This is a genomic window from Algoriphagus confluentis (assembly GCF_036245625.1).
Lineage (GTDB): Bacteria > Bacteroidota > Bacteroidia > Cytophagales > Cyclobacteriaceae > Algoriphagus > Algoriphagus confluentis.
Map to the genome: position 1 here is coordinate 575,259 of NZ_BTPD01000001.1, position 13,455 is coordinate 588,713.

Consider the following 13,455-nt stretch of genomic DNA (forward strand, 5'->3'; position numbering starts at 1 on the left):
ATATCAGTGTATGAAAAATAAAAAAATGGCGGTGGTCATAGACCCTATCCAATCCCTAAATCCCAAAAAAGATACCAGTTTGGCCTTGATGCTGGAAGCGCAAAATCTAGGCTGGGAGGTCTTCTACCTGGAAATGGGGGATTTATTTTTGAAAAATGGGGAGCCTTTGGGATTGCTGAGAAAAGTGGAAATTCTGGACGACCTTAAGCAATGGTACCGGTCGATATCCACAGATTTGCTTCCTCTTTCCCATCTCGATGTAATCCTTATGCGAAAGGATCCACCTTTTGATATCGAGTATGTGATGTCCACTTACATTCTGGAAAGAGCAGAAAAAGCGGGAGTTTGGGTGATCAATAGGGCATCGGCTATCCGGGATATGAATGAAAAGCTGTTTACCTCTTGGTTTCCCCAATGCTGCCCACCCAGTCTGATCAGCAGGTCTATTCCGGCTTTGAGGGAGTTTCTTGCCGAACAGAAAAAAATTGTGGTCAAACCTACCCATAAAATGGGCGGCCAATCCATCTTTATTTTAACCCAAGGAGATCCCAACACCCAGGTGATCTTGGAAGAAATCACGAATCGGGGTAGTGTCTTCATTATGGCTCAGGCTTATCTACCAGAGATAAAAAGCGGAGGAGATAAGCGGATCATCCTCATCGACGGGGAACCTGTGCCTTTTGGAATTGCCCGAATTCCATCAGGGGATGACCATCGGGGCAACCTAGCCGTGGGAGCAAGTGCCAAAGGTTTTGAACTGAGAGAACGGGAGCTTTGGATTTGCAGTCAGATCGGTCCTACGCTGAGAGAAAAGGGTGCATTCTTCGTCGGCATAGACGTAATCGGAGACTACATGACCGAAATCAATGTCACCAGTCCCACAGGCATCAGGGAAATTGACCATTTCTATGGCACCCAAATCCCAAAAACATTCTGGGAAAAAGTAGCACAAAAACTTGCTTACAGCCCCCATGCTTAGCCCATTGAGTGATAGAGAGGGTAATCCGGTGGACTGGTGGTTCATTTACAAATTGCCCATGAAAGTCGGGCCGAATCAGGACTCGACCGGATTCGAATTCCTTTATTTCGATTCGGAAAGCAAAGGGTCTCCTCAGCTCTCCTCAACAAGCCTTGACCAAAGCGACTCTGCCTTGTCCAGGACGCTTGATGAGCTTTTTTCCAATAAATCAGAGTACGGCTATATCGCCTGGAATGATGAAATCCCTCCAACTGATGCCCAACCCAAGCCCAAAAACAAAGGTAGCAAAGGCCACAGCAAAGGAATTCTGGCCTTTTCCAAAACCCAAAATCGCGGATGGTACCTCCTTCACTCTACCCCACGGTTTCCCGTGGTCGGCGAAACCCAAGTTCCCGAGTACGAACGGAAATTCGCACAAACCTATTTCTGCGTGAGTATGGATTATGCGTTCATCAATCAGATCGCCCTGCTCATCCAAATCCAAAACCAAGGACAGGTTTATGGAGCAGAATTAACGGGCGTCTCCTCCGGAGAACCTTTATTCGCTTTGGCAAAGGACTCTCCCAGCTCTACCCCAAGTGGACCTTCGACTTTGGATTTCAAATCCCTAGCCGGAACAGCATTCAAACTGATTACCAAAAATAAATCCTGGAGCGAGATGAAATCCGGAGAAAAAGCTGGCAGAGATTTTTGGAAAGATTTGGTAGGCCCTGTGTTGGGCTGCTCTATGGATGTCGAAACTTGGAGGAGAGGTTTGGTTTTTGGAGATCAGGATAGCGCCCCAAATGAAAAAACGATAGATGTGGTGGACCTCAATCTGGAAAAAGCAGGAATTAAAGGGATTGCATGGACTTACGACCAAGATCACTCCAAATGGGGCTTTGCCTGCGAATCCAAATCTTTTTGGGTGGTGATTGCTGATATCAACCGTCAGGTCAGTCAGGAAAAACGAGGAGGAGGAGGCTTGGCCTTCATCAATTTTCCGCTTTGGAATATGCTGAGTGCGATTTCCATCCCAGAGAAGAAATTTGAAACCCAAGCCCATCAGGATGTCGCTTAATCCAGGTAACAAGAAGAATGCTGCTTTTGCGGCAATATCACGGGAAGAATGCCTTTTAGACTTGCAGGAGCGGCTGTTTTCCCCAAAAAAACCAGCTGACTCTCTTTCAAAAACCCCTGGAAGGATCGGCTTGGAACAAGAAGCTTTTGCTTGGGAGATAGACCCCGGTACCGGCCAAGCCCTTCGCCCCCTTTCCCTTTACAAAGGACAACATCCCCTTGCCCGGCTACTCCTGGAAAAATGCCTAACCAAAGGCGGCGAGGGACATCTATTCAGGGAACAGGAATCTCCACAAATTGACAAAATCAGCTTCGCATCCGGAGACAATTTTCAGTTCGAACCCGGTGGACAGGTAGAAATCGTCACCGCCCCTAGTCAATCGCTGATTCAGGCTGAGCAGCAATTGAAGCAAATGCAGGACATTTTGGTGGAAATTCAACAAGAATACCCGGTCCGCTTCGCTCAACTAGGCACTGACCCCTTCTTTACAGGAGAGGAAATCGGACTTCAGCTTCCCAAACCCCGCTATCGTCATCTACAGGGCTATTTTAATTCCCTGCATCCATCAGGACAGCAGATGATGCTTCAGACCTGTTCACAGCATATCAATATCGATTTGGGAGAAAAAGAAGAAATCCAGCTGCTTCGAATCGGGGTGGCCCAAGCCATCAGCCCTTTTCTGACTGCCTTATTTGCCCATTCTCCTGTGTTGGAAAGAAAAATTACCGGACAAAAGTCCCTTCGATCTACCCTATGGAGAAGCCTGGACTCCAAGCGGACCGGCTTTTGGATAACTGAAGAGCAGGCTTTTCACAAAAAGGGGTGGGTAGAAGCCTATGCTAAGTTGGCTTTCCATGCTCCTTTGCTCCACATTGAAGGGGTAGATGATCGTTGGTTTGGTGGAAAATACACTTGGGCCTATTGGCTGAAAAATCAAATCAACGGACAAAGGCCCAGCTTCTCCGATTGGGAAAACCACCTGAGTTTACTTTTTCCACAAGTGAGAATGAAAGGATTTCTGGAAGTTCGGGCTACGGATGCACTTCCCCGAGCGTGGCAGATGGTACCGTCTGCTTTTCTGGCCGGAATTATTTATTCTCCTCATGCTCTTGAGAAAGTTTGGGGAATTCTTGAGCCCAAAATCCAAGACCTAGACCTTCTTTGCCAAAAAGCCTCAGAAGGACTAAAGGATGAAGAAATTTTTCGAACTGGCTTAGAAATTTTTCAACTAGCCGGTGAAGGGTTACAGGCTTTGCCAGAGACCTTCAGAAGCAAGTCTCATCTTCGACTTTTGGAAAGCTATTTTGAGCATTTCACTGTGAAAAAAAGAACGCCTTCGGATGAGCTCTTGGAGAATTTATCATTAAATAAACCCTTGATTTACTGATATATTGACTATCTTATTTGAAATTTTTATTCACTACAAACTTTATTTTAAATGAACCTAACCACTCCCCTTCAGCAAGTCATCCCTGCGATCAAAGCTTGCACCAAATTGCCCGTTGTCATCTTTGATTTGGATGATACGCTTTTCTCTACAGCCCGTAGAAATCTGATCATCATCCAGAATTTTGCAGCAGATCAGGGAGAAAAATTTCCCGACTTTGCAGAAGTCGCTTCCAAGCTTACCCTCCAGGACATGAACTGGAGCGTGAGCTTTGCCCTGACCCAGGCAGGACTGGATCCCCAGGCGCCTTCTTTGGCTGAATTTCTTGTCTATTGGGGCAATACCTTCTTCACCAACGAGTTCGTGCTTTTTGATCTCCCTAATCCCGGGGCAGTTTCCTTTGCCAATGCTTGCCACGATGCCGGAGCGATGATTTTTTACCTCACTGGAAGACATGAAGGGGATCCGGGATTGAATAATGGCATGGGCCAAGGCACCACGTTGGCATTTACCGAACGGGGTTTCCCCTTTTGGAGAGGACGTTGCGAGCTCAATCTCAAGGTCAATAAGAGTGAAAAAGACGTGGATTACAAAAACCGGGTAATCGCAGATGTCATCTCCCTAAAAGGAGAAGTCATCGCGACCTTTGACAATGAGCCTGCCAATGCGGCCCTTTATGCCCAGAAATTTCCCCAAGCCAAAAACTTCTGGATGAAAACTACCTGGAATCCCAACGACAAAGCTTCAACGGACGGCCTGTATGTGATTTCTGATTTTGTGGATTATTCTCCTTCTACTTGTTAAGCGATGAAAAACTACACCTACACTCTAGGAGAAGCTTATTTCTTGGATCAGCTTTTTCCAGCTGCTGAAATCGCCGATTCCAGCCTCCACTTCAAGACCACAGCTGATGTCATTCGGCACTACACGCTAAACTCCATTCATGCAGATGGCCTTGCGGGGATTCAGGAGATCAAAGTGGATTTGACCTTTGGAACTTATCGGATTCAGCTGGAAGGGGAATTTGATTCAGGTAAGGTTGAGCAGTTTGCTCAGCGGCACTGGGAGGTATTCAGCCGGAACTATGCCCAAAAAGCCATCAAGGGCATGGAGCTGATGAAAGAGTTCCGCGTCTGGAATCCCATGGAAGGATATCATGTCAATCGAAACCCTTTTGACGGAACATCCAAATGGACCCTATTCCCTCCTCTGGGACTGAATATCATTGGACAAAAGGGCATGCTTCTGCTCCACTATCCCCCCTGGGCAGTACCTCAGGCAGGGACCTTTGACAATGCGATGACTATGCAGCGCTGGAGCCGATTGCTGGAGAAATCCGGGATAGACTCGGGTCAGGTCAGTCGATACAAAACCTTCATCGATGTAAACCCGGTAGCGGCTCCTGGTTCGGGTGAAAGCGAATACCCTAATGATTACATGCCTATCATGATGGCCGCTGCATTTTTTGATGGGCCTGAAGAAAGAAACTACATCAAGTCCATGCTCGAGCTGTATCTGACACCTCCGGATTGGCCCGAGGAAAATACCTATACCCTACCCCTACTCATCTGCGGTTCTCCACTCTATGATCCTCAGGCACCGGGATGGTTCCGTACGGCCTACACCGATATCCTGCCCCAGGATGATCAGGGAATCCCTCAGGTCAATGTGCTGCAGGCTGGAAAATTCAGAGTTTTTCCTAATTCCAAGCGGGAAACTCCCTACCTGATTTGCAATCATATGATTGCTGCTGGGGTGACCGGAAGATGTACCAGCGACCCTTCCAAAATGCCAGATATCCGTCTCTATGAAGCTCAGGATCTAGTAGCAGCTACCTTCCTTAAGCTCTATACGGACCAGCCCAACCGGGATCCGATGGAGGTAAAAGCGGAAGCTTGCACTCGATGGTTTGGAAATCCGGAGGGAATGGGTGCACCAAAGCCAGCCCAGAGAGAGGACCAACTCATCCTTTGTGCGCTGGCACAGATGGACCTTTTCTTCGAGCATGACCCCAAGCCTCACCCTAAGTACAGCTTTGAAGAAGCCTATGCCCGCTGTGAATGCAATGACCCGATGGGTAACCCCTGTGAAGGAGGAATTAAGCCACCTGATCGGTCGGTGTGATTGGGAGAATTGACTAAACTGACCCTTAAGGATGATCCGTGCCTATTGCAGGGTATTTTATTCCTTTGAAAAGGATCACAATTCAAGAATAAAAGGTTGAACTACGAAAAAAAAAATAAAAAATCTGAAAATCAATGACTTGGAAAATACTTTTTGCTCTATAAATTTTGAAGATCTATTATTGAGTAAGGTACACTCCTAGAAACAAATGAGTGTACGTAGTCAATCATGCTTCGAATGAAATTCAACTTTTTTATCTTATTATTTGTAGTTTTTATGCTTTCCTGTGAGGGATTGACTGATGACCAATCAACTCCACAACCTCCTTCAGATGAGAATCTTGCTCCCGGAGATTTTTCTGTTAAGGTGGACAGTGTGAGCTACAACAAAGCTTATTTGAGTTGGGAAAAATCAATTGATCCTGAAGGATTTAAGGTGTTTTATAGCATTCGCTTGGGTGATTCCTTAGTGATAAAAGACATCAGAGAGAACTATGCAATTTTGGAAAATCTCGAAGGATCCAAAAACTACAAGGGCATAGTTATTTCGGAAGATCCTCAGGGCAATTCGGTCTCCGCTGACTTTGAGTTTACCACAAAGAAGGATTATCAAACCTTTCTGAAGTATTTGAATTTTCACATGGACCGGGAATGTATTTCCGGCTTTATTCAGCATTTATTTGAAACGCCTGACGGAAATTTCTTGGCAGTGGGAAAAACCTCTGAAAACGGTTCAAATTTTTTCAACTATGTAGCTAAAATAGACCCTTTAGGCAATCCTATCTGGATGAAAACATATCCCTATGAGAATGGGAACGTTTGGGAAATAAGGGCAAACTTAACAGAATCAGGACTGATAATCGTCAGCAATCACTATGTGATTAATCTTGATCACGAAGGCAATGAAATCTGGGTGAAATACATGGAGCGGTTCAATATCGGGGTTGAAGGAGTGGAGATAAAAGATATAGTCCAAAGTGCCAATGGGGAATTTTATTTAATAGGCGACTACAACTCCGACAATCCTGATATATTCCAGCCAGGAATTATCATGAAGCTGAGCCCAAGTGGGGAAGTGCTATGGGAAAAGTTTTTTGAAGGGTCCATAAGTAGAATAATTACAGGCAAAGAAAATGACCTTTGGATTATTGGATCAAAGGAAGTCAATGGGTGCACCCAAGAAGAGTCCAATTCAGGATATTGTGATCAAATTGATTTTTGGCTTGTAAGACTTAATCTAAACGGGGAGATTCTTTGGGAAAAAACTTACGGAGATACCAACCACGACCTTCCTTATTATCTCATCCAACTGGATAACGGGAATTTGGTCTTTGGAGGAACTTCCATAGGCCCCTCGCAAACTTATGCAGCTCGAATCCTTGAAGTAGATCAAAGTGGAGAACTGATTTTCGATCATGTAGACGAGCATTCCTACTTCTTTTCGATAAGAGAGACTCCCGATAGGGGATTAATTACTGTGGGAATGGAAAGTGCTTATGCTTATCAACGAAAACTCGGATTAGTGAAATTTGATGCCAACCGATCAAAGGAATGGAGCAAATCCTACGGGGATTATACGACCAGTATCTATGGTTATGATCTTTTAGTGGATCAAGAGGGCTTTCGAATTGCAGCTAGTAGACAAAATATGATTGCTTTCGATTGTGATGAGAAATTGCTCTTTATAAAAACCGATCCTTGGGGTTATTTTGAAATTCCCAGCCCAACAGATTAAAAACCCCATAAGAACTACATCCTATGAAAAGGACATCTTTTGGCTTACTAATTCTTTTTTGTACAGCCATTTGGTCTTGCCAGGAAATAGAGGAAACTCCTCCGGTGGATCTCCCTCCCCCAACTTTTGGTGGAGAAGATATGCTCAATGAAACCAAATTTTGGGTCAGGTTGAATGCCGATTCTCTCAAACCCAAAGAACACGGAAAATGGAGTATTCTGAGTGGACTGGTTGACGACAAAGTCTACATTTCTGGTGAAACGAACCCAAAAGCTGTTTTCAATGGGTTACCGGGAGAAGAATACCTGCTTCTTTGGGAGTTGTGGAAAGACAACAAGAAAACAGAAGACACAGTAAAAGTTTCCTTTGCACCCTTAAAAACCCAAATCACCGAGTTGAGGGCAGATTTTTACCAAACCCGAACGGATGTATCCGGATTGGAATACGATCGGGGCAAGTGGACCATCCTGGGAGATTATCATCATATTCAGGGATTTAGCACGGGTAGCTATAGGCCAGAGGATGAGTATGCCAACATTCGGGTCTATGCTTTGGAAAACACCCCCATTAAAATCGTCTGGACCACCTGGTATGGAAGTGCTTCTGCCTCAGACACACTGGAATTTATTCCGGGAGAATACCATCAAAAAGAGGCCTTGCAGGAGTTGCAGATTTTGGACAATCACTATTACTACAAGGAAAATGAAAACGGAGATGTGATCGAAATCACCATGCTGGGAATAGGTAGGGCCTGGATATTCGATGACATGGAGCAGTTCCCTGAGCTGCAGGCATTGAAGCATTTAAAACGGCTGATCCTTCCCGGCAATCCCATCAGTAAATTCCCGGAGGTAATCACCAAAAGCTATCATCAGCTCACCTTCCTCAGCCTTTCCCATAATAATATTCACAGCCTGCCTGAAAACATCGGGAATCTTCAAGAACTGGATACTTTGATTATCAACTATGTTCCCAACCTGGGGAGACTTCCGGAGAGCTTTGGAAATCTCAAAAAATTAAAATATTTGGATTTAGAATTTTCAGGACTTACCCATTTGCCGGAGAGCTTTGGTGAGTTGAGTAGCCTGAACTACCTTGAATTATCCCTCAATGAGGTCGAGAAACTTCCGGAAAACTTTGGGCAGTTGAAAAATCTGCAAACTTTCCGAGGACCTACCCTTTCTCAGTCTGTTCCCAAATCCTTTTCTGACTTATCCGCTTTGGAGTTTTGTGCATTTAAAGTCACCCAACCTGAGGCTACGTTGCCTGAGGACATTGGAAAACTTAGCCGACTTCAGACCTTGTGGCTTTCCGGAGACTACAGCAGTCTGCCCGAAAGCTTTGGAAGCCTAAGTAGCTTAAAAGACTTTTCTCTGGGAAATACCACGGGCTTGAAGACCATTCCGGAATCCTTTGGAAATCTTAAAAAGTTGGAGAAAGTCTCCCTGCATGTAAACTTGACAAGACTTCCTGAAAGCTTTGGAAACCTCACTAATCTCAAATATCTGACGCTTTGGGGGAAAATCCTCTTCCTTCCTGAAAGCCTCGGCAACCTGAGCAATCTGGAAGTTTTGGTTGCCAATGAATGCAAGCTGGAGGCACTCCCTGAGAGTATCGGAAAACTGAGTAAGCTCAAGGATATCAGAATGATCTACAATCACCTGACCGAAATCCCTGCCTCTATCGGAGACCTTTCCAGTTTAAACACCCTAATCTTGGGAAGAAACAGGATTACCAAATTCCCTGATACCCTTTACAAACTGGCCGATACGCTTAAGCATCTTTTTATCAACGGAAATAATTACCCCCCAAGTGAAGAAGAAAAAGTAAAAGCCATGCTTCCCAACACAGAGATAGTGACCTATCTGGAAGGAGATTTGGAGTGGAGAGGGTATTGATAAGGGGGATAGAGCCCAATCAGATCAAGAGCATTTTAATCTACCTCTGATCTTGATCTTTCGATAGGTCTTCTTTCCTCCCAGCCAATCAAGCACCTCATGGAGTATCTCTGAGCTTTTGCTAGCAGCAAGGAATAGGAAGGAATTCAATCAGGGTCGCAAAACTTTCAATCCAATTCTGCCTGAAAAGGTGGTTTCTCAATTACCAAATTGGGTTCAAACTATCCCTTCCTGAAATGCTCTGGGACTCATTTTCTTCACTTTCCTAAAAACTTTGCTGAAGTAATGAACATCTTGAAATCCTACTGAATAGGCGACTTCGGAAACATTGAGATCCCCTCGACTGAGCAGTTCACAAGCTTTGGTAATTCTATAGTTTTTGATCAAATCCGAGGGAGACAAGCCAGTCAGCGCCTTTATTTTTCTAAAAATATGCACCCTGCTTAGCCCAATCTCCTGACCTATGAATTCCACAGTTAGATTGGGCTGATCCAGTTTGCTGTCTACGATTTGATGAATTTTCAAAAGGAGCTGATCATCGAGATTTCCCTGACTGGTTTCGGCTGCCTTGGGATTGAGCATCCATTCTCTATACTTTTTATGAATTGCTTTTCTGTTCGCAACCAGGTTTTTTATCCTTGCTTTTAGCTCCAATAAATTGAAAGGCTTGGACAGATAGTCATCTGCACCTAGACTTAGTCCCTCCAGCTTATTGAGTTGAGAATCCTTGGCAGTCAACAAAATGACCGGAATATGGCTTGTCTCTGGACTGGATTTGATCCTGTGGCAAAACTCAAAGCCGTCCATTTCAGGCATCATAACGTCAGAGACGATCAGGACAGGATTTTTCTTTCTTGCTTTCTCGAGACCTACTAGTCCATTTTTGGAAGTGATCACTTTAAAATCTTTTTTGAAGTTTTCTTTAAAATATTTTCTCAAGTCCGCATTGTCTTCTACGAATAGAAGGATGCCTTCTTCTTGCTCCTCCTCCTGCTCCTCCAAAACCTGAGATTCCGTCCACGACTCCTGATAGTCCATGGGTAAAGGTTTAATAAATGGAAGCTTGGCAGATACTGTCTCTTGAGAGGATTCAAATGGAATGTCAAGGAGAAAACTACTGCCTTTTCCAAGCTGAGAATAGGCATGGATTTTTCCTCCCATGACTTGAATGAGCGATTTGGTAAGCGAAAGACCTATTCCGGCTCCATGGCTATTGTTGTGTTTTTTAAAGAATCGATCGAAAACCTTTGGCAATTCCTCGGCAGGGATGCCTTCTCCGGAATCAGAAATTTCAAATTGGTATACTTGCCCTGTAAGCCTCCTGGCCATAAGCCGAATCTCTCCCCCTTCGGGAGTAAATTTGAATGCATTAGACAGCAAATTGAAAAGTATCTTTTCGATTTTATCCTGATCTATCAACAAAGGGACTTCTGGAAGGGAGTCCAAGTCACTGATTAGCTTAATTTTACGCCGATCGGCCAAGGCTTTGAAGCTATCAATTACATCCTCAAGTAAACTTCTCAGAAAAAGAGGGTTCGTATTGAGTTTGGAATGTCCCGTTTCGATTTCCCTTATCTCGAGTATTTGGTTTACCAAAAGTTGAAGGCGTTTGGCGTTGAAATAGCTGATTTTTAACTGATCTTTTACCCAAGAATCTTTTTCTTTGCCTCCCAAAAGTTCCTCCAAGGGATTGATGATTAGCGTGAGAGGCGTTTTAAATTCATGGGATACATCGATAAAGTAGTTTAATTTCAAGTCATGGATCTCCTTCCATTTTTTTCGCTCCAGCTGTTCAAGCTTGAAATTGTGTTTTAATTGTGCGCTTCGAATGGCATTGTGCCGGATAAACCAGAATCCGGATACGATCAAAACCCCATAACTTAAATATGCCCACCAAGTTCTCCAAAATGGAGGACGAATAACCAACTTCAATGCAATCGGCTCATCATTCCACACTCCATCATTATTGGATCCCTTGACTAAAAATCTATATCCCCCCTCAGGAAGTGAAGTATAGGTGGCCGAACGGCGATTGCCAGCCATGACCCAATCCTCATCAAAGCCTTCCAGCATGTATGCGTATTGGTTGTTTTCGGGACGGACAAAATTCAATGCGGCAAATTCTAAAGTAATCACCGACTGAGAATAGTCCAGCGTGAGAATATCGGTTTGATTGACAGCCTTTTCAAGGATGCCGGTCCCATCACCTGGCAGAACTTCCTTATTGGAAATACTCAAGCCAGTGAAAACCAACTGAGGGACAAAATTATTTGGGTGAATTTCTGTCGGATCAAAATAGACATAGCCGTTGTTTCCCCCGATAAAAAACCTCCCCCGGCTATCCCTGAAAAAAGCTCCCTCATTCACCTCTTCAAGAGGAAATCCCGCTCCTATACCATAATTTCGGAAGGTTTGAGATTTTTCGATGAAATGATTGAGTCCATTGATTCCGACCACCCAGATTTCTCCGTTTTTATCCTCCATCACCCCCAACACGATATTGTTTAATAGTCCATTGCCCAAATGCAGGTGCATTTGTACCTGGAATTCGGAGTTTAACACCAAGACACCTTCCCCATTGGTAGAGAGCCAAAATCTTCCTTTCCCATCTTCCATGATATGGTGGACCTCAAGAGCGGAAATCCGTCTCTGACCAAGCTCAAATTCTGTCCATGAAGTCCACTCTCCGGTTTGGGTGTGGAATCTGACTAAACCTTTGCCCATGGTGGACATAAAAATCGACTCTCCCGAATGCCAAATGCTCTTGACTGGCGTATTTCCCAAAAACTCGTGCAAGGCCTCTCTTCCCGGAAAACTCTTCAATGTTCCTTCCTGAGTATGGACAAGGTGAAGCCCTCCGTCATTGTCCAAAGCCAGCCAAAGGGAATCCTGACCCGCCTCCAGGATGTCATTGATTATGCTTTGATTCAGCATTGGGATGCCCTGGGAATCTTTGATTGGGATAGGTTTAAAAAACGGAGGGTTGGACCTTACCTCTGCCAATCCCTTTCGAAATATTCCTGCCCAGATTTTTCCCCGGTTATCTGAAAATATGGATTTGACTGTTTCCTGAGAATTTGGGTCGTAACGGTGCCTTTTGGATTCCCCATCCAAATAATTGATTCCGCCTCTTTCTGTTCCAATGAGGATTTCTCCCGAAGGCAATTCCGCAAAACTCCCCACTACGTTGTAGCTCAGACTGAAGAAGTTACCAGGAAGATGGTAATAATGATCAAATCGGTTGAGTAGATTATCATACAAATTGATCCCTCCAAAATAGGTCCCCACCCAGATTGATCCTTTTCGATCTCTCATCAGCGCCCTTACACTGGAATGAGAAAGACCTTTAGGATCACCTTCCCGGTAGTTCACCTGGACAAGGTTTCCGGTTGCGCTGATCCAATTGAGTCCATCAAATGTCCCAACCCAAAGATTACCCTGTTGATCGGAAAGCAGGCAGCGGATATTGTTGTTGGACAGGGGAAATTGGGAAGATTCCTTTGACCAAATTCTTTGGATTTCTCCATTTTTACCCAATTCAATGAGACCAGAACCATAGGTACCTGCCACGATTCTATCCTTTTCTACCAACAAAGCTTCTATCCTGCTACTAGTAGGCTGTCCACTCAATGGAGTATTTAGTTTTCTCAGCCGGGCTTCTTGCTCATCCCAGAAGTACAACCCAAAGCGTGTCGTCCCAAACCACATCTGCCCATTTTCAGCACTTGCCATAGAACTTACCAAATTGAGTGGGCTGGATTCATAAGTGATGGCTTGAAATTCCTCCCGCTGTGGATCAAACCAAAAAAGCCCCTCTCTTCCCCCTACCCAAATCCGATCCTTGATGTCAATATAAACCACCTGAAAGTCGGAGGTTTGAAAAATATTAGGTGGTAATCGATAGTTTTTGAATTGACCTAAATCAGGTCGAAGGACACTAAGTCCATTCTCTGTCACCAGCCAGATATCTCCCTTTTGGTCAGATTTGATATCTAATATGGTATTGCCGGAGATACTTTCCGGATCGTCCACGCGATGCCTAAATACCTCAAATTCATAGCCGTTGTATCGATTCAAACCATCCCTAGTCCCGATCCAAATCTGACCCTCCCGATCCTGAAGCAAGCTCAACACGGTACTTTGAGAAAGCCCCTGAAGAATCCCAATATGCTCAAACTTAGGATTAAATACCTGAGCGAAGGTTTGAACAATCAGTCCGAAAGCCAAAAAAAGGCAAAAGCCGAGAGATACACCTTTTGATTCCAGCATAATG

At 44.5% G+C, this 13,455-nt stretch carries 8 protein-coding genes; 7 read left to right on the top strand and 1 reads right to left on the bottom strand.

The features are described 5' to 3' along the window. Window positions 1-10: 10 nt before the first annotated feature. The 7 genes from gshB (at window position 11) to AAA943_RS02525 (ending at window position 9,182) form a co-directional block, all read left to right on the top strand. A complete protein-coding gene (gene gshB, locus AAA943_RS02495; protein WP_338222666.1) occupies window positions 11-979 on the top strand; it encodes a glutathione synthase in 969 nt (322 codons plus the stop codon). Beyond that, window positions 972-2,039: a deoxyribonuclease II family protein gene (locus AAA943_RS02500; RefSeq protein WP_338222667.1), complete on the top strand. Its 1,068-nt coding sequence runs from the start codon at window positions 972-974 to the stop codon at window positions 2,037-2,039. Before gshB ends, AAA943_RS02500 begins: the two co-directional genes overlap by 8 nt. Continuing rightward, window positions 2,029-3,426, top strand: coding sequence for a glutamate-cysteine ligase family protein (locus AAA943_RS02505; RefSeq protein WP_338222668.1), 1,398 nt, complete (start codon window positions 2,029-2,031; stop codon window positions 3,424-3,426). Before AAA943_RS02500 ends, AAA943_RS02505 begins: the two co-directional genes overlap by 11 nt. A 51-nt stretch (window positions 3,427-3,477) precedes the next feature. Next, on the top strand, window positions 3,478-4,230 hold the full coding sequence (locus tag AAA943_RS02510) for a hypothetical protein (RefSeq protein WP_338222669.1): 753 nt from the start codon (window positions 3,478-3,480) through the stop codon (window positions 4,228-4,230). A 3-nt stretch (window positions 4,231-4,233) separates the two neighbouring features. Beyond that, window positions 4,234-5,550, top strand: a complete 1,317-nt coding sequence (locus AAA943_RS02515) for a hypothetical protein (RefSeq protein WP_338222670.1) — start codon at window positions 4,234-4,236, stop codon at window positions 5,548-5,550. Between the two features lie 237 nt (window positions 5,551-5,787). Further along, window positions 5,788-7,284: a fibronectin type III domain-containing protein gene (locus AAA943_RS02520; protein WP_338222671.1), complete on the top strand. Its 1,497-nt coding sequence runs from the start codon at window positions 5,788-5,790 to the stop codon at window positions 7,282-7,284. A 23-nt stretch (window positions 7,285-7,307) separates the two neighbouring features. After that, on the top strand, window positions 7,308-9,182 hold the full coding sequence (locus AAA943_RS02525) for a leucine-rich repeat domain-containing protein (RefSeq protein WP_338222672.1): 1,875 nt from the start codon (window positions 7,308-7,310) through the stop codon (window positions 9,180-9,182). Window positions 9,183-9,398: 216 nt separating this feature from the next. On the opposite strand, the gene AAA943_RS02530 is transcribed toward AAA943_RS02525, so the two are convergent. After that, entirely contained in the window at window positions 9,399-13,451 is a 4,053-nt protein-coding gene (locus tag AAA943_RS02530) for a hybrid sensor histidine kinase/response regulator transcription factor (RefSeq protein ID WP_338222673.1), read from the bottom strand. Window positions 13,452-13,455: the final 4 nt, after the last annotated feature.

What these genes read in the sequence shown, in the direction of transcription:
- gshB (WP_338222666.1), top strand. Translation starts at nt 11, where the DNA reads ATGAAAAATAAAAAAATGGCGGTGGTCATAGACCCTATCCAATCCCTA.
- AAA943_RS02500 (WP_338222667.1), top strand. Translation starts at nt 972, where the DNA reads ATGCTTAGCCCATTGAGTGATAGAGAGGGTAATCCGGTGGACTGGTGG.
- AAA943_RS02505 (WP_338222668.1), top strand. Translation starts at nt 2,029, where the DNA reads ATGTCGCTTAATCCAGGTAACAAGAAGAATGCTGCTTTTGCGGCAATA.
- AAA943_RS02510 (WP_338222669.1), top strand. Translation starts at nt 3,478, where the DNA reads ATGAACCTAACCACTCCCCTTCAGCAAGTCATCCCTGCGATCAAAGCT.
- AAA943_RS02515 (WP_338222670.1), top strand. Translation starts at nt 4,234, where the DNA reads ATGAAAAACTACACCTACACTCTAGGAGAAGCTTATTTCTTGGATCAG.
- AAA943_RS02520 (WP_338222671.1), top strand. Translation starts at nt 5,788, where the DNA reads ATGAAATTCAACTTTTTTATCTTATTATTTGTAGTTTTTATGCTTTCC.
- AAA943_RS02525 (WP_338222672.1), top strand. Translation starts at nt 7,308, where the DNA reads ATGAAAAGGACATCTTTTGGCTTACTAATTCTTTTTTGTACAGCCATT.
- AAA943_RS02530 (WP_338222673.1), bottom strand. Translation starts at nt 13,451, where the DNA reads ATGCTGGAATCAAAAGGTGTATCTCTCGGCTTTTGCCTTTTTTTGGCT.